General features: G+C 44.3%; 24 protein-coding genes and 1 pseudogene. 23 read left to right on the top strand and 2 right to left on the bottom strand.

Features of this window, described 5'->3' with window-relative positions; all coding sequences use genetic code 11:
- The first annotated feature begins 199 nt into the window (after positions 1-199).
- Positions 200-424 (top strand): helix-turn-helix domain-containing protein, encoded by a 225-nt coding sequence (locus tag DWX28_RS19300; RefSeq protein WP_147342108.1) that lies wholly within the window; start codon positions 200-202, stop codon positions 422-424.
- Between the two features lie 205 nt (positions 425-629).
- On the opposite strand, the gene DWX28_RS13355 is transcribed toward DWX28_RS19300, so the two are convergent.
- Positions 630-1,337 (bottom strand): hypothetical protein, encoded by a 708-nt coding sequence (locus DWX28_RS13355; RefSeq protein WP_118252965.1) that lies wholly within the window; start codon positions 1,335-1,337, stop codon positions 630-632.
- A 198-nt stretch (positions 1,338-1,535) separates the two neighbouring features.
- Between DWX28_RS13355 and DWX28_RS13350 the strand changes: the two genes are divergently transcribed.
- The 12 genes and pseudogenes from DWX28_RS13350 to rsfS all read left to right on the top strand — a co-directional run bounded on the left by DWX28_RS13350 (position 1,536) and on the right by rsfS (position 10,594).
- A complete protein-coding gene (locus DWX28_RS13350; RefSeq protein WP_330417667.1) occupies positions 1,536-1,982 on the top strand; it encodes a nucleoside deaminase in 447 nt (148 codons plus the stop codon).
- 192 nt (positions 1,983-2,174) lie between these two features.
- Entirely contained in the window at positions 2,175-4,046 is a 1,872-nt protein-coding gene (locus DWX28_RS13345) for a TIGR03960 family B12-binding radical SAM protein (protein WP_022214774.1), read from the top strand.
- The gene (locus tag DWX28_RS13340; RefSeq protein WP_022214773.1) at positions 4,030-4,737 is read left to right on the top strand and encodes a TIGR03936 family radical SAM-associated protein; all 708 of its coding nucleotides are present in this window, start codon (positions 4,030-4,032) and stop codon (positions 4,735-4,737) included. Before DWX28_RS13345 ends, DWX28_RS13340 begins: the two co-directional genes overlap by 17 nt.
- Entirely contained in the window at positions 4,721-5,950 is a 1,230-nt protein-coding gene (locus DWX28_RS13335; RefSeq protein WP_243002435.1) for a ribonuclease E/G, read from the top strand. Before DWX28_RS13340 ends, DWX28_RS13335 begins: the two co-directional genes overlap by 17 nt.
- Positions 5,951-6,320: 370 nt before the next feature.
- Entirely contained in the window at positions 6,321-6,626 is a 306-nt protein-coding gene (gene rplU / locus DWX28_RS13330) for a 50S ribosomal protein L21 (protein ID WP_005422792.1), read from the top strand.
- A 12-nt stretch (positions 6,627-6,638) separates the two neighbouring features.
- Entirely contained in the window at positions 6,639-6,959 is a 321-nt protein-coding gene (locus DWX28_RS13325) for a ribosomal-processing cysteine protease Prp (protein WP_022215028.1), read from the top strand.
- Between the two features lie 4 nt (positions 6,960-6,963).
- A complete protein-coding gene (rpmA, locus tag DWX28_RS13320; protein WP_005422790.1) occupies positions 6,964-7,251 on the top strand; it encodes a 50S ribosomal protein L27 in 288 nt (95 codons plus the stop codon).
- Between the two features lie 78 nt (positions 7,252-7,329).
- Positions 7,330-8,622 (top strand): GTPase ObgE, encoded by a 1,293-nt coding sequence (gene obgE / locus DWX28_RS13315; RefSeq protein ID WP_022215027.1) that lies wholly within the window; start codon positions 7,330-7,332, stop codon positions 8,620-8,622.
- Positions 8,623-8,636: 14 nt separating this feature from the next.
- Positions 8,637-8,927 (top strand): ribosome assembly RNA-binding protein YhbY, encoded by a 291-nt coding sequence (yhbY, locus tag DWX28_RS13310; protein WP_022215026.1) that lies wholly within the window; start codon positions 8,637-8,639, stop codon positions 8,925-8,927.
- 18 nt (positions 8,928-8,945) lie between these two features.
- A pseudogene (gene nadD, locus DWX28_RS20590) lies at positions 8,946-9,569 on the top strand (nicotinate-nucleotide adenylyltransferase); the annotation flags it as partial.
- Between the two features lie 42 nt (positions 9,570-9,611).
- A complete protein-coding gene (yqeK, locus tag DWX28_RS20585) occupies positions 9,612-10,217 on the top strand; it encodes a bis(5'-nucleosyl)-tetraphosphatase (symmetrical) YqeK (RefSeq protein WP_118252981.1) in 606 nt (201 codons plus the stop codon).
- Between the two features lie 20 nt (positions 10,218-10,237).
- Complete coding sequence (gene rsfS / locus DWX28_RS13295) at positions 10,238-10,594, top strand: ribosome silencing factor (RefSeq protein ID WP_118252978.1); 357 nt, start codon at positions 10,238-10,240, stop codon at positions 10,592-10,594.
- 115 nt (positions 10,595-10,709) lie between these two features.
- On the opposite strand, the gene lexA is transcribed toward rsfS, so the two are convergent.
- Positions 10,710-11,330, bottom strand: a complete 621-nt coding sequence (gene lexA, locus DWX28_RS13290) for a transcriptional repressor LexA (RefSeq protein ID WP_022215023.1) — start codon at positions 11,328-11,330, stop codon at positions 10,710-10,712.
- 206 nt (positions 11,331-11,536) lie between these two features.
- Between lexA and DWX28_RS13285 the strand changes: the two genes are divergently transcribed.
- The 10 genes from DWX28_RS13285 (at position 11,537) to DWX28_RS13240 (ending at position 21,449) form a co-directional block, all read left to right on the top strand.
- Positions 11,537-13,000, top strand: coding sequence for an HlyD family efflux transporter periplasmic adaptor subunit (locus tag DWX28_RS13285; protein WP_022215022.1), 1,464 nt, complete (start codon positions 11,537-11,539; stop codon positions 12,998-13,000).
- A 29-nt stretch (positions 13,001-13,029) separates the two neighbouring features.
- Complete coding sequence (locus tag DWX28_RS13280; RefSeq protein WP_022215021.1) at positions 13,030-13,737, top strand: YggS family pyridoxal phosphate-dependent enzyme; 708 nt, start codon at positions 13,030-13,032, stop codon at positions 13,735-13,737.
- Positions 13,738-13,751: 14 nt separating this feature from the next.
- On the top strand, positions 13,752-14,396 hold the full coding sequence (locus DWX28_RS13275; RefSeq protein ID WP_022215020.1) for a cell division protein SepF: 645 nt from the start codon (positions 13,752-13,754) through the stop codon (positions 14,394-14,396).
- Positions 14,397-14,402: 6 nt separating this feature from the next.
- Positions 14,403-15,155 (top strand): YlmH family RNA-binding protein, encoded by a 753-nt coding sequence (locus DWX28_RS13270; protein WP_022215019.1) that lies wholly within the window; start codon positions 14,403-14,405, stop codon positions 15,153-15,155.
- Between the two features lie 18 nt (positions 15,156-15,173).
- Complete coding sequence (aroB, locus tag DWX28_RS13265; protein ID WP_022215018.1) at positions 15,174-16,265, top strand: 3-dehydroquinate synthase; 1,092 nt, start codon at positions 15,174-15,176, stop codon at positions 16,263-16,265.
- On the top strand, positions 16,262-16,789 hold the full coding sequence (lspA, locus tag DWX28_RS13260; RefSeq protein ID WP_022215017.1) for a signal peptidase II: 528 nt from the start codon (positions 16,262-16,264) through the stop codon (positions 16,787-16,789). The genes aroB and lspA overlap by 4 nt, the downstream gene beginning before the upstream one ends.
- A gap of 3 nt (positions 16,790-16,792) precedes the next feature.
- A complete protein-coding gene (locus DWX28_RS13255; protein WP_118252962.1) occupies positions 16,793-17,707 on the top strand; it encodes an RluA family pseudouridine synthase in 915 nt (304 codons plus the stop codon).
- Between the two features lie 135 nt (positions 17,708-17,842).
- Positions 17,843-18,481, top strand: coding sequence for a cytidylate kinase-like family protein (locus DWX28_RS13250; protein ID WP_118252959.1), 639 nt, complete (start codon positions 17,843-17,845; stop codon positions 18,479-18,481).
- Positions 18,482-18,544: 63 nt separating this feature from the next.
- On the top strand, positions 18,545-20,248 hold the full coding sequence (locus DWX28_RS13245) for a [Fe-Fe] hydrogenase large subunit C-terminal domain-containing protein (protein ID WP_118252956.1): 1,704 nt from the start codon (positions 18,545-18,547) through the stop codon (positions 20,246-20,248).
- 1 nt (position 20,249) lies between these two features.
- Entirely contained in the window at positions 20,250-21,449 is a 1,200-nt protein-coding gene (locus DWX28_RS13240) for a SpoIIE family protein phosphatase (RefSeq protein ID WP_118252954.1), read from the top strand.
- Positions 21,450-21,462: the final 13 nt, after the last annotated feature.

The raw sequence follows: 21,462 nt of genomic DNA, 5'->3' as shown, positions 1-21,462 counted from the left end.
GAAGCGGAATGGCGCTCCGTTCCTCCGGAACGGATGCGCAGTTCTTGCGGAATATGCATATGATGCAGGGATATAAAGATTTGGTTATACAGGCAAAAAATGATTCAAAATATATGCAAAGCTTTCTTTGCATAATGGAACCTTTAGTAAAATCATATGCAAAAAAAACTTAAAAAAAGAAAAATACGAATGTGCATATATGGATAATGAAGGTGATTTACAAGAAAGCTATAGAGCGGATTATTCATCTGTGGAATTAGCATTTGATCTGAAAAATATAACCTTAAAAATGACTTCAAACCAAAGGACTATTTTAAAATACTTGATTTTAGGGTGGTCAGATAGTGAAATCGCATCTTTCTTACACTTTAGCCGTCAATATGTAAACAGAGAAAAGAAAAAAATATATCAATTTCTGAAATGATTTTTTACATAAATAGTAAGTGCTGAATATTGCTTGAATTTGTGACATAAACATATTTGCAGCAGTCAAAAGAAGAAGCAACATGTTTGAAAGAAAAATTAAGTCAAAAATGCCGCAACCTTTGAAAATATTGGCTGCGGCATTTAAAATATATGATATGTTTGATGTAAAAAACATCAGGTTCTCAACCAGACATTTGGGTAAGTCAAGATGATGCTTCTGATATAAGATATGCAACATTAAAATCATCATATACTTGAGAATTTAAATGCATATCTTCATATAACTTGATATAGTCGCCGATTGTTTTGCCAAAAACAGAACTATTACAATTATTGCATGTGTTATCCTCTGCATATATATGAGTGTTTCCATCGTTGTCCTCAACAAATAAGAGAGTAACATCTATTTTATCTTCTGTTAACCAGAAAGAGATATATTTTGAAAGAGTCCCATCAATTTCTGTGGCACCATCCGGAATTTGTTCATCTGATTCCAGCTCATTAATATGTTCCCAAAAAATTTGAGGAGAGAACGCAAGTAATTTTAAGTATTTTTGAGAGTCTTCTGAGTACCATATATGTGCTTCTGTGTTGAGATAGTCGGTTATATTAATATCCGTATCTGCCGGTAACTCATAAGTTTCACCGACGTCGGAAGTCAGTGAAAAGGTTTTGGTATGATTAGAATAAGAAGTGACAATCCCCTTGACAAAATAGTAAGTTGTATCTGACTCACTGTCATAATAAGAGCCGGAACCATCTATATCATAAGATACATGTTGCCCCTCAGGCTCCTTAGGGGCGGAAAGGGTGATTAGATCTGAGGGGGCTTTGCCAAAAGCTTGTCCGGATAGCAATATACTACCGAGTACGATACTGCCTGCGATACATAGAATTTTTACATTATTCATGGTTAAATGGCCTCCTTGTTTAGTTGTTGAATATTATATCAATTAAAGTGTGAAAATTGTAATTTTGACTTATCGCAATATGTTTTAGATAATGTGAAGTGACCCCACATTTGTAGCAACGTGGATTTACCTGTATACTAGAGTTTGCTAAGAACAATGGTAACAGGGATTACCGCATACAGAAAAGAGGTATATCAAATGAAAATGCAAGATGAAATGTTTATGAAAAAGGCTATTGAACTGTCAAAATTGGCAGTTCAACATGGTAACGAGCCGTTCGGCGCTGTGCTTGTCAAGAATGACGAAATTGTATTTAGCAATGAGAATCAAATTTATACAAAACACGATCCAACATTTCATGGAGAAGCAGGACTGATCCGAGAGTTTTGTGCACAGACTGGAATTACTGATCTGCATGAATATACTCTTTATTCCAGCTGCGAACCATGTTTTATGTGCAGTGGCGCAATGGTTTGGGTGAAGTTAGGACGGTTGGTCTATGGTGCAAGCAATATTGATTTGGAGCATATTCTCGGAAACACCGGATGTAATTGCTCCAAAATTGTATTTGATAATTCTTTCTGGCAACCGCAGGTTTCGGAAGGTGTTTTGCGTGAAGGAAGTCTTTCGATTCTGAAAGAGTAATTTTATAATCATACAAAGGGGTAAGATTAAGTTTTAAAAATAAGATATGAAAAGGAACACTTGCACTTCTTTGATAATCTGTTTATAATAAAAAACATTGTTAACAGTCATTATTACAATGTATTAAAATGGTCTCACATATCCCTGAAACAGTGAGGTTATTTTTTTGCTTCAAAAAGTGAAAGGAAAACTATGAGAAAATTAGCATTACGCGATGAGATACTGCTGCAGATCGACAAGGCCGCGCGCTACATTGGCGGCGAGGTCAATGCAGTCATGAAAAACAAAGATGATGTAGATATCCGCTTTGCGATGGCATTCCCGGATGTGTATGAGATCGGTATGTCAAATCTCGGCATGATGATCTTATATGATATGTTTAATAAAAGAGACGACGTATGGTGTGAGCGTCTTTTTTCTCCGTGGACGGATCTGGACAAGATCATGCGTGAGGAGAAGATCCCGCTCTTTACTCTGGAGTCCCAGGATCCGGTAAAGGAGTTTGATTTCCTTGGGATCACTCTCGGATATGAGATGTGTTATACCAATGTACTTCAGCTTCTGGATCTCAGTGGAATTCCGTTCCGGGCAGCAGAACGTGTCGAAGATGATCCGCTCGTGATCGGTGGCGGTGCATGTGCTTATAATCCAGAGCCACTGGCAGAGTTTTTTGACCTCTTTTATATTGGAGAGGGAGAGACTGTTTATGGCGCTCTGTTTGACGCATATAAGGCAAATAAGAAAGCCGGCGGCAGCAGGCAGGACTTCCTTCTGAAAGCTGCACAGATTCCGGGAATCTATGTGCCGTCTCTCTATGAAGTTACCTACAAAGAAGACGGTACGATTGAATCCTTCCGTTCAAAGCATGCAGATGTGCCGGAAAAAGTAGAAAAACAGCTCATCATCGATATGGACAGAGACTACAACAAATTGGAAGCACCGGTCGTTCCACATATCAAGGCGACACAGGACCGTGTCACACTGGAGATCCAGCGTGGCTGTATCCGAGGCTGCCGTTTCTGTCAGGCGGGTATGATCTACCGTCCGACAAGGGAGCGTGACGTGGAGACTCTCAAGGAATCTGCAAGGATCATGCTCAAGAATACCGGGCATGAGGAGATTTCCTTAAGTTCTCTGAGCTCCAGTGACTACAGTCAGCTCAAAGAAATCGTAAACTTCCTGATCGATGAATTCCGTGATGAGGCAGTCAATATTTCCCTGCCGTCTCTTCGAATCGATGCTTTTGCCCTGGATGTCATGAGCAAGGTGCAGGATGTCAAGAAAAGCAGCCTGACTTTTGCTCCGGAGGCGGGATCTCAGCGTCTTCGTAATGTGATCAACAAGGGACTTACCGAGGAAGATATCCTTCACGGTGCCGGCGAGGCCTTCAAGGGCGGCTGGAATCAGGTAAAACTTTATTTCATGCTCGGACTTCCGACAGAAACAGAGGATGACATGAAGGGAATTGCACATCTTGCCCAGAAGATCGCAGAAACTTATTATGAAGTCGTTCCGAAAGAACAGCGAAGAGGAAAGGTACAGATCAATGTCAGTACATCTTTCTTTGTTCCGAAGCCGTTCACTCCGTTCCAGTGGGCTCCGATGTTCCGTGAGGAAGATTTTATTGAGAAAGCAAAAGTTGTCAAAAATGAGATCCGCTCTCAGCTGAACCAGAGAAGCATCCGCTACAACTGGCATGAACCGGATGTCACCGTTCTGGAAGGATTCCTTGCAAGAGGCGACAGACGCTGTTCCAAAGTCATTCTCAAAGCATACGAAAAAGGTGCCCTTTATGATGCCTGGTCCGAAAGTTTCCATTATGATATCTGGAAAGAAGCTTTCAAAGAAACAGGTGTGGATATCGAATTCTATACCCTTCGTGAACGCAGCACAGATGAGATCCTTCCATGGGATTTCATTGATGCAGGCGTGACCAAGAAGTTCCTGATCCGCGAGTGGGAGCAGGCAAAAGCAGAGACTGTAACACCGAACTGCCGTCAGAAATGTTCCGGCTGTGGCGTTCTCAAATACAAAGGAGGTGTGTGCTGTGAAAGTAAGAATTAAATTTGCAAAAACCGGTCATATGAAATTTGTAGGACATCTGGATACTATGCGTTATTTCCAGAAAGCGATCCGCCGTGCAGAACTGCCGGTTGCTTTTTCCGGCGGATACAGCCCGCATATGATCATGTCCTTTGCAGCACCTCTTGGTGTAGGAACTACCAGTCTCGGGGAATATTTTGACATGGAACTGACAGAGACTGTTCCGACAAAAGAGATCGAGGAACGTCTGAATGCAGTCATGGTGGACGGCGTTTCTGTATGTTCTGCCCGTCAGGTAGAGGATGGCAAGGCAAGCACAGCCATGGCTCTGGTGGCAGCAGCTGACTATTTCGTACAGTTCCGTGAGGGAAAAGAACCTGCTGCATCCTGGAGAGAGAAACTGGACGAATTTCTTTCCCAGAAAGAGATCATTGTGACCAAGAAAACAAAGCGCAGTGAAAAAACCATAGACATCCGTCCGTATATTTATGAAATGCATCTCGACGGCGAGGGAGTTTTCATGCAGCTCGCTTCTGCAAGTTCCAACTACACCAAACCGGAACTTGTCATGGACACTTTCCTTCGATGGATGGGAGAGGAGCCACTTCCGTTCGCATACATGATCGAACGCCGCGAGATCTATGCCAACAAAGGCGATGAAGAACACCGGAAACTTATTTCTATGGAAGCATTAGGTGAAGAAGTTGAATAAGCTGATCATTACGGAAATACTCCTTGACGAAGTACTCTGTACTGTCTGTGCAGTCTTCAGAGACCAGAAGGTCGTAGAACTTCGTCTGGAGCCGTCCGGAAAGAAAAACACTCTTAACAACATTTATGTAGGACAAGTCGAAAACATTGCCGCCAATATCCAGGCGGCTTTTGTCCGTTTAAGCGATTCCGTAAACGGCTACCTTCCACTGAATCAGTGCACAAACGCCATTTACGCAGACGGACGTAAGTCAGACCAGCCCCTGCGCCCTGGCGACCAGCTCCTGGTTCAGATCAACCGCGAAGCCATGAAAGGGAAACTCCCAGCCCTGACTACAAACCTGAACTTTTCCGGCAAATACCTCGTCCTCACTACCGGCAACCGCAAAATAGGCTTCTCCAACAAACTTTCCAAAGAAGAGGGCAGCCTTTTGAACAAATGGCTGGAAGAAGAACGAAACCTCCCAGACCGCCCCTACGGCCTCATAGCCCGCACCAACGCCGCCGAAGCCACTAAGGAAGAATTCCTCCACGAACTGAACCTTCTGAAAAAGCAGTACGAAAAAACAGCCCTCCACGGCCGAAACCGCACCTGCTACAGCCTTTTATATGAATCAGAATCGTTCTACCTGGCAGCAGTCCGCGACATCTATACACGCGATCTCGATGAGATCGTTACAGACATCCCAGCCATTTACGAAAAAATTTCCGAGTACCTAAGCGAATTCCAACCAGACAAACTACAAATCCTGAACTTATACCAGGACAAACTCCTTCCATTATATAAACTATACAGCCTGGAATCCGCAATCGATGAAGTACGCCACGAAAAAATCTGGCTCAAAAGCGGAGGCTTCCTAGTCATCCAACAAACCGAAGCCTTCGTTTCCATAGACGTAAACAGCGGAAAATACACCGCCAAGAAAAAAGCTGAAGAAACCTACCGAAAGATCAACCTAGAAGCCGCCACAGAAATTGCCCGCCAAATCCGCCTCCGCAACCTCTCCGGCATCATCCTAGTTGATTTCATCAACATGCAAAACCTCGACCACCAGGACGAACTCTTCCACGTCCTCCAGAAACAACTACGCAAAGACCCAGTCAAATGCAAAGCAATAGACATCACCCCACTGCACATCCTAGAAATGACCCGCCAAAAAGTCCGCCGCCCACTAATAGAAGACCTAAGAGACCTACATCAACAGCAGCAGTGACAATAAACAATTAATATAGAAGCAATCCCTATCATCATTATTTGAAGGATTGTTAACATAATTAAAATTATGTAAACTTATAATTCCTAGCGGAACAGCACAGCGCCTTCCGCGTCCCTCAAACGACGGTTTTAGCGGTGGCCAAAAAGGGGGGCGCGAGGGGGAAATTCGGCCGTTCGCAACTCCGAGATCGTCCCCCTCGCACGGTTTTAATATTTTTTTAAATTTTAGAAAAAAACACTTGACGAATAAACTACATCATGCTATTATACAGAAGATGCCGCACAGAGAGGTTTAAGAGCATGAGATTTTGCTAAAAAATCTTCATCCCACCACATCTGGCGAGTAAAGTTCATAGGAGGTGCCACAGATGTACGCAATTATTGCAACAGGTGGTAAACAGTACAAAGTTGCCGAGGGCGACGTAATCAGAGTTGAGAAACTCGGTGTTGAAGCTGGTGAAACCGTTACTTTTGATAACGTTCTTGCAGTTAGCAACGAAGGTTTAAAAGTTGGAGCAGATGTAGCCAATGCCAGTGTTACCGCTTCTGTAGTTGAAAACGGAAAAGCTAAAAAAGTTATCGTTTACAAATACAAAAGAAAAACTGGATATCACAAGAAAAACGGTCACAGACAGCAGTTCACTAAAGTTAAAATCGAAAAGATCAACGCTTAATCTGGTGTTTGCATGATTACAGTGACAGTCAGTAAGAAGAACAATTCCTATATCAGTTTTACATCCAAAGGACATGCCGGATACGCAGAAGAGGGATACGACATCATATGTGCCGCTGTCTCCACTCTCGTAATCAACACGGTAAATTCTCTGGATCAGCTGACGAAAGATCATATAGAGGCAGAGGAGAGTGACGGCTTCGTATCCTTCACTTTTACCGAACCGATTTCAGAAGGGGGAACTCTTCTGATGGATTCCCTTGTTCTCGGACTGACAGAAATTGAGCATAGTTATTCAAAACGTTATTTAAAAGTAAAAGTCAGGGAGGTGTAATGACATGATGAAAATGAACCTTCAGTTATTCGCACATAAAAAAGGTGTTGGTTCTACAAAGAACGGCCGTGACTCCGAGTCTAAGAGATTAGGTGCCAAAAGAGCAGACGGACAGTTTGTTAAAGCTGGAAACATCCTTTACAGACAGCGTGGAACAAAGATTCACCCAGGTGAAAATGTAGGCTGCGGTAAAGACTATACATTATTTGCACTGACAGATGGTGTAGTAAGATTCACCAGAAAAGGACGCGATAAGAAACAGGTTTCTATCGTTCCGGTAGAGGCAGAATAATCAAGTTCAGCGTAAGGCTTCAAATCGTTCAGGTTTGGAGCCTTTCTTTGAATTCAAAATAAAAGAGGAGCGACATATATGTTTGCAGACAGAGCAAAAATTATCATCCGTTCAGGAAAAGGCGGAGATGGACATGTAAGCTTCCGCCGAGAGCTGTACGTGCCGAATGGCGGTCCTGACGGCGGAGACGGAGGAAGAGGCGGAGACGTGATCTTCGAAGTGGACGAAGGTCAGAATACGCTTGGAGAATACCGTCATAAGAGAAAATTTAAGGCACAGGACGGACAGGAAGGCGGCAAGAAACGCTGCCACGGAGCTGACGGCGATGATATCGTCCTCAAAGTTCCAGAAGGGACCGTTATCATGGAAGCACAGTCACGCAAGGTCATTGCGGATATGTCCGGTGAAAACCGCAGACAGATCGTGCTCAAAGGAGGAAGAGGCGGCAAAGGAAACCAGCATTATGCGACAGCAACCATGCAGGTTCCGAAGTATGCACAGCCGGGACAGCCTGCACAGGAGCTGGAAGTTCTTCTGGAACTTAAGGTGATCGCAGACGTAGGACTTGTAGGATTCCCGAATGTCGGCAAATCCACTTTCCTTTCCAGAGTCACCAATGCACAGCCAAAGATCGCCAATTATCACTTCACAACACTGAGTCCGAACCTTGGTGTGGTAGATACTGAGAATGGCGGATTTGTTATCGCAGATATCCCGGGACTGATCGAGGGAGCATCTGAGGGTGTTGGTCTTGGACATGAATTCCTGAGACACATTGAGCGTACCCGTGTCCTTGTGCATATCGTAGATGCTGCATCTACAGAAGGCCGTGATCCGGTGGACGATATCCATAAGATCAACAAGGAACTGGAAGCATACAATCCGGAGATCGCAGCAAGACCGCAACTCATTGCGGCAAACAAAATCGACTGCATTTTTGACGACGGAGAGGAAAATCCGATCGACCGTCTCAAAGCAGAATTTGAACCACAGGGGATCAAAGTTTACCCGATCTCAGCAGTAACAGGTCAGGGGCTTAAGGAACTCATTTATGGGATCAAAGAGCTTCTGAACAGCGCACCGGCAGAGAGGATCGTATTTGAACAGGAATTCTTCCCGGAGGACGAACTGTTTGCAGAGAATCTTCCATTTACAGTAGAGAGAGATCCGGATGATCCGGAGATCTTCATCGTAGAGGGACCGAAGATCGAAAAGATGCTCGGATATACCAACCTCGATTCCGAGAAAGGCTTCGCATTCTTCCAGCGTTTCCTCAAAGAAGGCGGAATCCTTGAGGAACTGGAAAAAGCTGGTATCGAAGAAGGAAACACAGTCCGTATGTACGGCTTTGACTTTGATTATTACAAATAGAAAGGTCTGAAAATATGACAAGCAAACAGAGAGCATACCTGAAAGGGCTTGCAATGAAAATGGAACCGATCATGCAGCTTGGCAAAGGATCTGTCACACCGGAAAACACAGCGGCTGTTGACGAAGCACTTGCAGCAAGAGAGCTGATCAAGATCAGTGTACTTCAGAACTGCCTGGATGACCCGCGTCAGATGGCAGAGGTTCTGGCAGAAAGAACACATGCCCAGGTCGTACAGGTCATCGGACGAAAGATCGTTCTGTACCGCGAAGGCAAGAAAGAAAAGAAAAAGATCATTCTTCCGTAACATCAGGGAGGAACAGGTATGGAGAACAGACGAAAAAAAATCGGCATCATGGGAGGAACGTTTGATCCCATCCATGTCGGACATCTGATCCTTGGAGAGAAGGCATACGAACAGCTTGGACTTGACAAGATCTTATTTATGCCGGCCGGGAATCCTCCGCACAAGAGGAACCGTAAGGGAAGGGCATCTGATGAACAGAGAGTTGAGATGGTGAATCTGGCGATCCAGGGAAACCCGCACTTTGAACTTTCTCTGATCGAGATGAATGCAGAGGGATTTACCTATACCTATTGTACTCTGGAGACCCTTAAGAAACAGAATCCGGATACGGATTATTACTTTATTATAGGAGCCGATTCTCTGTATAACTTTGCAACCTGGATGGAGCCTGCCCGGATCTGCCAGGCGTGTACGATCGTTGTTGCGACCAGAGACCACGTGCCTGTAAAAAATCTGGATCAGGAGATGACGTATCTCTCAAAGCAGTATGGAGGATGTTTTATCCGACTGGAGACGCTCAATATCGACATTTCCAGTCAGCTTCTGCGTCAGTGGCATCAGGAAGACAAGAGTATCCGCTATTATGTGCCGGATGCAGTTGTAAATTATATTGAGGAGAATCAGATCTATCATCCGTCTGAGATGATACCTGATCTGACTCCGACAGAGGGAGATAACGTAAAGATGGCAGATTATGATTTCATAAAAATGCAGAAGAAACTGGCAAAATATCTTGATGAAGACCGATATGCACATACCCTTGGTGTGATGTATACCTGCGCATCCCTGGCGATGGTCCATGGATATGACCTCAAAGATGCACAGGCTGCAGGGCTTCTTCATGACAGTGCCAAATGCATTCCAAACAAGAAAAAGCTTAAGATGTGTGAAGAACATAAAATTCCGGTTACAGAGTTTGAAAAAACACATCCGTTTCTTCTTCATGCAAAATTAGGGGCATATGTTGCAGAAGTCAAGTATGGAATCAAGGATAAAGAGATCCTTTCTTCCATTACTTATCATACAACCGGAAGACCAGACATGTCTCTTCTGGAAAAGATCGTATATATCGCAGACTACATTGAGCCGGCGAGAAACAAAGCACCAAATCTCACCAAAGTAAGAAAACTTGCTTTTGAGGATCTGGATGAGTGCATGTACGAGATTCTCAAGGATACACTTTCCTACCTTGAAGAAAATCCGAAGGACGTCGATTCTGCAACAAAAGAAGCATTTGAATTTTACAGCGATTTGCATAACACCAGGTTTGGGGATAAAACACAGGCCTGATGCAGAAAGGAATAGAAGCTATGAACAAAGAACTGGAAATGGTACGTCTTGCCTGCAAAGCCATGGATGAGAAGAAAGCGATCGATATCAAAGTGATCGACATCCATGAGGTTTCCGTGATCGCAGATTATTTCGTGATTGCAAGCGGAAGTAACTTAAATCAGGTACAGGCAATGGTAGACAACGTAGAGGAACAGCTCGGACGTGCCGGCTATGAGCCGAAACAGGTCGAGGGAACAAGAGGTTCCAACTGGATCCTTATGGACTACGGTGATCTGATCATCCATGTATTTGATGAAGAAAACCGTCTTTTCTATGATCTGGAGAGAATCTGGAGAGATGGAAAAGAAGTCGATGTGGAAGAGTTTTTGAAATAATTTACCATAAATATATTATGTAAACAAATAAAGCAAATACTAAAGCTCCGGATCAAAAACAGTCCGGAGCTTTAGTTATGCATAAAATTATTCAAAGCACAGGAAAGATCGATCCTTACTGAAAGAAGCGGAATACACCAAAGACTTTGCCGAGAATCTGAAGATTATCCTGAACCAGAATCGGATCCATGGAATCGTTCTCCGGCTGAAGACGATAGTAGCCGTCTTCCTTATAGAAAGTCTTTACAGTGGCGGAGTCCTCAACGAGTGCAACAACGATATCTCCGTTCTCTGCAGACGCCTGCTGTTTCACAAGAACCTGATCTCCGTCGAAGATCCCGGCATTGATCATACTGTCACCCTTGACGCGGAGCATAAAACTCTGCTCATTCGGCATGAATTCTGCCGGAACAGGAAAATACGTCTCGATATTCTCGACTGCGAGGATCGGCTGACCTGCTGCTACGGTGCCGATGAGAGGAACATTAACAACCTCTCTGCGGACAAGGTTAAAATTGTCATCAATGATCTCAATTGCTCTTGGTTTGGTCGCATCTCTGCGGATATAACCGTTCTTCTCCAGGGCTTCCAGATGAGAATGTACGGAAGATGTGGATTTCAGATGAACTGCTTCACAAATTTCTCTTACGGCAGGAGGGAAGCCTCTGTTCAGGATTTCGTTTTTGATGTAATCCAGAATCTCCTGCTGTTTTTTACTGATTCTGCCATAAGCCATAGATATACCTCCAGGTTCACGATACTTTACTATACACAAATTTAGTATAGCACAGTCTGGACAAAATAGCAAACAGATATTCGGAAAATACGTTCGAGATTTCCTGACAGATCAAGAAATTATCTGCTTTTTCTTGTCATTGCAGGATGAAAATGGTACAATGATGGATGCAAAATACAAAGATTGATATAAAGGAGGCATTTTTTGTGCCTGATAATCAGAAAAATTCCGGTAATCATCCAGGTTCTCTTTCGAAGATTCGAAAGATCTTTGGGTTGAATATAGGCACTATGTTATTTGGGTGTCTTTTGATTTATATGTTGTTCAGTGCTGTGCTGTATCTGACTTCTACGAATATTGAATCGTATCTGGTCATTTCAGGACCTCTGTCAAGAAATGAAACTTATACAGGGCTTGCACTTCGCGAAGAGTCTGTTCACCAGGCAGAGACCAGTGGATATGTGAGTTATTATGCAAGAGAGGGAAGTAAGATCAATGCCAGCGGAGCTGTTTATGGCATCAGCAGTACACAGCCTTCAGAAACCACATCGGAACTGAGTGCAGAGCAGCTTTCACAGATTCGCAGTAATATGCTCAGCTTTTCCAAAGGATTTAATTCCAGCAGGTTCAACAGTACATATAGTTTTAAATATGAACTGGAGGGAGATATCCTTCAGTATGCACAGGCCCCGGGAAGTAGTACTGCGACGGTTTCTTCTGCATCATCAGATTCTTCTGATGAAAGTGCAGACAGTGTGCCGGCAGTTTCGACAGCATCTTATGCCGGTCAGACACTGAGCAAGGCAGATACGGACGGGATTGTGTTGTATTCTGTCGACGGATATGAAGGAAAAAGCCTGGAAAACCTTACAGCAGAGGACTTTGACCAGACCGCATATCATGAGACAGATCTTAAGAACCAGGGAACAGTTAATGCGGGTGACAATATGTACACGCTGGTAACGGATGAGCGGTGGAGTCTTTTGATACCGCTCAGCGGCAAGCAGGCAGCAAAACTGAAGGATCGTACTTCTGTTCGTGTCAAATTTATGAAAGATGGAATGACACAGAGCGGAGATTTCAGTATTGTGGAAATTGACAAAGCAAAATATGGAAAAATAGATTTTAACAAAGGTCTGATCCGTTACGCGGCAGACCGCTTTCTTGAGATTGAGTTGGTAACTAACACGGTTACAGGACTTAAGATCCCGTTGTCTTCGATTGTAACAAAGGAATTTTATAAGATTCCTTCTGCATACCTGACAGTGAATAAAGATCAGGAATCAGGAATTATGATCCAGAGCACGGACAAAAATGGAAATACGACACAGAAGTTTGTCAAGGCGACTGTTTACGGAGAAGATGAACTGGAAAGTACAGAAGAAGAGGAGTCTCCGGGAAGTATCTATTATATTGATATGAGTAATTTTAAAGAGGGAGATGTGGCAGTCGACACAGAGAATCAGAGTAAATATGTGATAAGAGAGGTTGGAGTTCTGGAAGGTACATATTGTATCAATCAGGGATATGCTGTTTTCCGACGGATTCAGATCCTGGATCAGAATGAGGAATACGCAATTATATCCAGAGAGACTCGTTACGGGCTTTCCAGATATGATCATATTGTCAGAAATGCCGATAAGGTAGATGAGCAGGAAATTTTATATTAAAAGTTGTATAAGCTAAGGAGGCTGATATTATGGTAACAGAGAATCTGAATCAGGTCAGAGAAAATATTAAAGCAGCATGCGAGGCAGCAGGACGCGATCCAAAGGAAGTAACGTTGATCGCAGTCAGCAAGACGAAGCCGGTTCATATGCTTCAGGAAGCATATGATGCAGGTGCGAGAGTATTCGGAGAAAATAAAGTACAGGAGATCACGGACAAATATCCGCAGCTGCCAAAGGATATCCAGTGGCATATGATCGGACATCTTCAGAGAAATAAAGTGAAATATATCGTGGACAAAGTTGCTCTGATCCATTCTGTGGATTCTCTCAGGCTGGCACAGACAATTGAACAGGAAGCTGCAAAGCATGATGTCTGCGTTCCGATCCTTCTGGAAGTCAATGTCGCACAGGAGGAGACGAAATTTGGACTTAAAACAGAAGAAGTTCTTCCTCTGGTGGAATCTATCGCGAAGTTTCCGCATATAAAGATACAGGGGCTTATGACAATTGCGCCTTATGTACAAAATCCAGAAGAAAATCGACCGATTTTCCGTCAATTAAAAAAATTAAGTGTTGACATTGCGGCCAAAAACATTAATAATGTTACTATGAGTGTTTTAAGCATGGGTATGACTGGGGATTATCAGGTTGCTGTGCAGGAAGGCGCTACAATGGTGCGTGTTGGAACTGGAATATTTGGCGAGCGAGATTACTCAAAACAGGCACAGGACAAATAAGATTGGAGATTGAAATGGGCGTTTTAGATAAACTTTTGGACGTTGTAAAGCTGAATGATGAATATGAGGAGGATGACTTCCTTGATGAAGGACTTCTTGACGAGGACGATGAGGATTTCCTTGACGACGAGGACGATGAAGAGAAACCGGTAAAGAAATTCTTCCAGAAATTCGGCAAAAAGAAAGAAGAGAATGATTTTTTTGACGAGGACGAAGAAGATGAGGAAGAAGAGCCAGTAAAGGCAGAGGTGAAGCAGCCTGCACCGAAGCAGACCTTTAAAACCACTTCTGCACCAAAACAGGACAAGCCAGTACGTACTTCTTCCAAGATTACACCAATGAGAAGCAGCAGAAGATCCAGTCTTCCTGTAAATATGGAAGTCTGTGTCATCAAACCGTCTTCTATGGAGGATACACGTGAGATCGCAGATACTCTCGTTGAGAAATCTACAGTTGTTCTGAATCTGGAAGGTATTGATGTAGAACTTGCACAGAGGATCATTGATTTTACATCAGGTGCATGTTATTCCCTCGGTGGAAGCCTTCAGAAAGTATCCAGCTATATCTTTATCCTTGGACCAGAAGGTGTAGATATCACAGGTGACCTTCAGAATATTCTTGGAAGCACTTCTACTCCTTCTGTAAGAGCAGGTTATTAATGCACAATGGAAAAAGAAGAATTTTTCATTAAGAGAATCCGGGAACTGGCAAATCTTTCTTATCGGAGAGATATTGTCACATTTTCGGATTTCCTTAATTTAAACGAACAAAATATCGTAAACAACCGAAAGAATCAGATTCCTGGTGTAGTGACGGAATGCTTCGGCGGTTATGAGCAAGCAGAGCGTCAGATGATAGCGTTTCATCCTGATGCTCTTGCTTTTACCTGGGAATATCCGATCACCTGTCTTAAGGTTGAACCGAAGGCCAGGAAATTTTCAGAGGACCTGGGCCACAGGGATTATCTGGGGGCAGTCTTAAACCTTGGGATCGAGCGTTCCGTGATCGGGGATATTCTGATCCAGGAACATACGGCCTGGATCTTCTGCCACAACAAGATCGCAGATTTTCTTGTGGATAATCTTGATCGGATCCGTCATACTGCGGTGAAGGTTTCTGTTGTGGATAACCCGGAGCATTATCCGGAACCACAGTTTGCACTTGTCACAGGAACCTGTTCTTCGGTACGTCTGGATGCGCTGATCGCACTTGCTTTTCAGGCTTCCAGAAGCAGCATGGTTTCTTTTATCGAGAACGGGCAGGTTTTTGTAAATGGCAAACTCATCACTTCCAATGGCTATGAGCCGAAGGAAGGGGATATCATATCAGTCCGCGGAAAGGGACGTTTCATCTTTGACGGAGTTTCCCGGCAGACAAAAAAGGGACGGAACAGTGTGAAGCTGCGCCGTTATCAGTAAATCACAGAGGAGGCAGACATGGCAGAAGAAATTTTACAGGTAAAAAGAAATGGAGATTTTTATTATCCGATCTATTTTGAAGAGGGATTTGACAGACTTGCAGACGCGATCTGTACAGAGGGACTGGAAGGACGTAATCTCTGTATTGTGACAGACACCCATGTGGAACCTCTTTATGCAGAGGAAGTAAAGCGTGTTCTTACGCAGGTTGCATCCAGAGTCTCTGTCTTTGTCTTTGAGGCAGGTGAGAGAAACAAGAACCTGAATACGGTGCAGCAGTTATACAAGGCACTGATCGAGAATCAGCTTGACCGCAAGAGTCTTGTGGTTGCGCTTGGCGGCGGTGTGGTAGGCGATCTCTCCGGATTTGGAGCAGCGACGTATCTCCGAGGCATTGACTTTATCCAGATCCCGACAACACTTCTCTCTCAGGTGGACAGCAGTGTAGGCGGCAAGACAGGTGTGGACCTTGACCAGTACAAAAACATGGTCGGAGCTTTTCATCAGCCGCGCCTTGTCTATATGAACATGAATACACTGAAATCCCTCCCACCGGTAGAGTTTGCCTGCGGAATGGGTGAAGTACTTAAGACAGGTCTGATCTGTGATGCGGATTTTTATGAATATGTGCTTGCAAACCATGAGGCGATCCGTGCCCTCGATACTGCTGCCCTGGCAAAAATGATCCGCCGCTGCTGTGAGATCAAGGCCGGTGTTGTAGAGCGTGATCCGAAGGAACAGGGAGAACGTGCACTTCTGAATCTTGGTCATACTGTGGGACATGCAGTGGAGAAACTCAAGGATTTCCAGCTGCTGCACGGACAGTGCGTTGCGATCGGACTTGTGGCTGCTGCTTATATTTCCTGGAAGAGAGAGCTCCTCACAGAAGAAGAATATAACAGGATCAGAGAAGGCTGTCTTCTTTATGATCTTCCTGTCAGTGCAGAAGGTCTTGACGAGGCAGCAGTCCTTGCGGTCACCAAAAAGGACAAGAAGATGGAACAGGGACAGATCAAATTTGTGCTGATGAAGGGAATAGGAAACAGTTTTATTGACCGTTCTGTAAGTGATGAGGAATTGCTGGAGGGAATCAGGGAGATCCTTAAATGAAAAAACAGGATACGTTTGACACAGGAAGGACTACAATTCTATGTAGCGGACTGATCCTTGTACTGATTTTGCTGGATCAGGTTGCGAAGCATGAAGCTCTTTTGCACCTGAAGGATCACAGTAGTATCTCATTGATACCAGGTGTACTGGAACTTGCTTATGTAGAGAACCGCGGCATGGCATTTGGCATGCTGGAAGGCAGACAGTTCTTATTTGGCGGCATGTGTGTGATATTCTGCATTGCACTGATCTGGGTCTTTGTCAGGATACCGAAGAACAGATATTATCTGCCACTGCTGCTCACAGGAGCAGTATTGTTTGGCGGGGCAGCAGGGAACTTTATTGACCGGCTGTTCCGAGGATATGTGGTGGATTTTATCTATTTTTCCCTGATCGATTTTCCTGTGTTTAATATTGCGGATATCTATGTGGTATGCGGCGGGATCGTGCTGGTGCTTCTGGTAGTCTTTAAATACAAGGATGAAGACTTTGAATTCCTGAGTTCAAAGATAAAGGATAAATAATCTATGGAAACAATAAATTTTAAAGTGGATGTGGAAAAAGCCGGCATCCGTATTGACCGCTATCTTGCGGATGTATGCCTAGACTTTTCCAGATCTTATCTGCAGAAACTTCTCAAAGACCAGATGGTTTCTGTAAATGGCAAAGTAGTAAAGGCAAATTATAAGACGCGGGCGGGTGACGAGGTGGCACTTCAGGTGCCGGATATGCAGCCGCTCGATATCAAACCGGAAGAGATCCCTCTTGATATCCTGTATGAGGATGAATGGCTGATGGTGGTAAATAAGCCAAAGGATATGGTCGTGCATCCAAGTGCCGGACATATGGAGGGAACTCTGGTCAATGCAGTCATGGCGCACTGCGGTGAGCATCTCTCCGGGATCAATGGCGTTCTGCGCCCCGGAATCGTGCACAGGATCGACAAGGACACAACAGGGGCACTTCTTATCTGCAAGGAGGACGGAGCCCACAGAGACCTTGCAGAGCAGCTCAAGGAGCACAGTATCAAACGAAGATATCGTGCTGTCGTGCAGGGGAACATCAAAGAAGATGAGGGAACTGTTGATGCTCCGGTAGGAAGACATCCGATCGACCGCAAAAAAATGGCGATCAATCATAAGAACGGCAAGGAAGCTGTGACACATTATAAGGTCCTGGAACGTTTCGGCAATGCGACGTATATCGAGTGCCGCCTGGAAACGGGACGTACGCACCAGATCCGTGTGCATATGGCAAGCCTTGGCTATCCGCTTCTCGGCGATACGGTGTATGGATCATCCAAAAATCCATATCATCTCCAGGGACAGGCACTTCATGCAATGATCCTGGGATTCCGTCATCCGGTGACGGGGGAATATCTGGAATTTACGGCACCGCTTCCGGAGTATTTCGAGAAACTTCTCGATAAATTGCGTAAGTAAAGAATCAAGAGACTTTTCTGGCAAATTGTTGGTCTAATTTTAGGGAAATTGTAAAATAATTATAAATTGTTGGCATTTTCAGAAAAAATAATGTATAATACTTCTATAGTTTTTGCAGAAGGGAGTGCACAGCTTATGAATAGTACAAGTTCAATCATCACAATCGGACGTGAATATGGAAGTGGAGGAAGACAGATCGGTCAGGAGATCGCCAAATATTTCGGGATCAAATGTTACGATAAGGAACTTCTGGAGCATGCCGCAAATGACAGTGGTATCTGCAAGGAACTGTTTGAGAATCATGATGAGAAACCGACCAACAGTTTTCTGTATTCTCTGGTCATGGATACCTATTCTTTTGGATATTCTTCCGCAGGATTTTCGGATATGCCGATGAACCACAAGATCTTCCTTGCACAGTTTGATGCGATCAAGAAACTGGCAGATGAGGGCTCGTGTGTTATGGTAGGCCGCTGTGCAGATTATGCGCTGGCAGACTGGAAGGACTGCTTTAGTGTATTTGTACATGCAGATCTTGACTGGCGGATCAACCGTCTTGCAGCCAAACACAACAAATCTCCAAAAGAAGCCAAGGACATGATCACCAAGACCGATAAGAGCAGGGCAAGCTACTATAACTACTACACCAACAAGAAATGGGGAGCAGCCAAGAGCTATAATCTCTGCATCGACAGTAGCAAGCTCGGTATCGAGAACAGCGTCAGAACGATCATAGAAGCGATCAAGATCTTTGACGAGAGCAAAAATAAATAAAAGTTTCAGCAAAGAAGTCCTCTGGCAGTGTGTCAGGGGACTTTAGCTTAGGGGAGGAACACTATGAGCCACACATCGATCCTGCAGTTTCGTACAGCCAATTGTAAAAACTGTTATAAATGTATCCGCAACTGTCCCGTAAAGGCGATCAGGGTCACAAATCAGCAGGCACAGATCATTGAAGAACAATGTATTCTCTGCGAGAAATGTATCGCTGTCTGTCCTCAGCACGCAAAGGTAGAACACGACGATATCCCGGCTATCCAAAGAGTGATTGCGTCCGGCAAAAAGGTGATCGCGTCTGTACATCCTGCTTATCTTGCAAGATATGGCTGGAACAGTATTGGTGATCTGGAAAAATATCTGCAAAAAATGGGTTTCTGGCAAGCATTTGACGCGGCGCAGGGAGCAGCTGTGATGAAGGAAGAATATACCAGGCTTCTGCGGGAACAACAGCAGAAAAAACTGGTGATCTCATCGAACTGTCCGGTGGTGGTGCGGCTGATCGAGACGAAATATCCTCATCTGACAGAATATCTGGCTCCGGTTTATTCTATGAAGCAGATGCATGCAGCATATTTAAGAGAGCAATATCCAGACGCATCTATCGTATACATCAGCCCGTGTATTTCTGTAATGTCAGAACTGAAAGAGCGCCAGTCATGCGCGGATTATGTAATTACATTTGGAGAGCTGAATAACTGGATGAAGGATATCCAGGAAAAACCAGAACGAGAGGATCAAAAAGACGTATATCTTTCAAGAATGACCGCGGTAAGCGGAGGTCTGATACAGGCAATGCAGCCGATAAACGGACAGAAGTACCTGTCGGTAGATGGAATAGATCAGTGCAAGGAAATCTTAAAGGAACTGAGGACAGGAGATTATGCAGATTATTTCATAGAAATGAACGCCTGTACAAACGGATGTATCGGCGGGGCTTATTCTTTGCAGCAGGAAAAGAAACTGCTGGATGCGCTGATCGCGATCAGAGAGCTTTCCATGAAAAACGGTCAGGTAGATTATCAGAAAGATCATCATATCCAGATGCCGGAGATTCCGGAAAGGAAATTTGTGCAGGAGGAAACCTATCCGGAAAAAGCGATCACAAAAGAACAGTTTACCCATGTGATGCATGAAATGGGCAAATATACAAAAGAGGATGAACTGAACTGCGGCGCCTGCGGCTATGACACCTGCAGGGCAAAGGCGATCGCTGTTATCCAGGGCAAAGCGGAAGTATCTATGTGCATTCCTTATATGAGAGAAAAACAGGAAGACTACGCCAATATTATCATTGAGGCTATGCCGGGACTTCTGGTCACGGTAGATTATGACCTTAATATCATACAGATGAACAAAGCGGCGAATGATCTGTTTGATATTTCCAGAAAAAAGCAGCTCCTTGGAAAAGCGGTGGGCGAGATCATGGATGATTATCCGATCATAAATATGATCGCTTTTAACCGGGAGATCGTACAGGACTGTATCTATCTGAATGAACAGAAACGTTATATAGAACGTGTTCTTACAAATGACCGGAAGAATAAACTGATCTTATGTATCATGAAAGATGTGACCAGAGAAAAGGAGAGCGAAAAGAAGCAGAACCGTGCCAAGGCAGAGGCAGTTCAGATGGCAGATAAACTGGCGGCGGAACAGCTTCGGATCGTGCATGAGATCGCCAGTCTTCTGGGAGAAACGGCAGCAGATACCAAAGTGGCCATTGAAGAGCTGAAGCAGACCATTTTGCAGGAGATAAAGTAGGATGGAAAAGAAGAAATACGAGACGATACAAACGATAGGAGATATTCCGACAGGATTCGGTAGGGTCAGCCTCAACAAGAAGAAAGAAAAGATCTGCGGTGACTATTATACAGTGATCACAGATACAGATCAGACAGTACTGGTGCTTTCTGACGGATTGGGAAGCGGGGTAAAGGCCAATATTCTGGCTACGCTGACTGCCAGAATGCTCAGTATCATGATCGCAAGGAATATGGACATCCGGACAGCCGTAAAAGCTGTTGCAGATACGCTTCCAATCTGCAGTGTACGCAATCTGGCGTATGCTACTTTTACTGTATTAGTGTCAGAAGGGAATGGAATCTGTCTTCTGCAGTACGATAATCCGGATGCTATTTTGCTTCGTAATGGAAAAAGTGTGGATTATCATCGGGATATTCTAATGTTCGGAGAAAAAGAGATCCACCAGAGTTATTTTCAGTTTCGGACAGGCGATATGCTGATACTTATGAGCGACGGTGTCACCAATGCCGGAATGGGCAAAACCACCTATGGCGGCTGGGGAAGGGAGGAAGTACTGAAATTCTGTGAACAGCGTTACCATAAGGGAATGAGTGCACAGGAGATGGCATCTGACATTGCAGATGCGGGTGTGGCCCTGAATATGGATGAGACGGATGATGACCTTACGGTATTGACTCTGACAGGAATGAAGAAAAACGTAGTGAACATTATGGTCGGGCCGCCGGCAGACCGGGCGGATGACCGCAGTTATTTTACGACTTTTTTTGAAAAAGAGGGAATGCGCATCGTATGTGGTGGGACCACGGCAAAGCTGGTAGCGGATTATCTGGGAGAAGAGGTAGCCGGGATTCCCGGTACCGGAACAGAAGAAGTTCCAGCCATGTCGCAGATCAAAGGCATTGACCTGGTAACGGAGGGGCTTCTGACTTTACAGAAGGTGATCGATTACTATGAGGATTTCAGCGAAGACAGGCTGTATTATAATCGGATCATCAAGAAGAAGGATGCGGCAGCAGAACTGTTTCGGATATTGTTTGCCGAAGCTACGGAGATCAATTTTTTCTTTGGAAATGCACTGAATGAAAATTATACGGCACTTCATATTGAACGTGAAAAGAAAAAGAATCTGGCACTGGAACTGATCGAAGCTTTAAAATCCGAAGGAAAAAAAGTGAAGATCTGCTTCTGGTGCGTATAAATGAGGAAAATGG

The sequence above is a fragment of the Blautia sp. AF19-10LB genome (genome assembly GCF_003461245.1).
GTDB lineage: Bacteria > Bacillota > Clostridia > Lachnospirales > Lachnospiraceae > Blautia_A > Blautia_A intestinihominis.
Note: the sequence above shows the minus strand (reverse complement) of the source record. Positions and strands in the feature narration are given on the sequence as shown.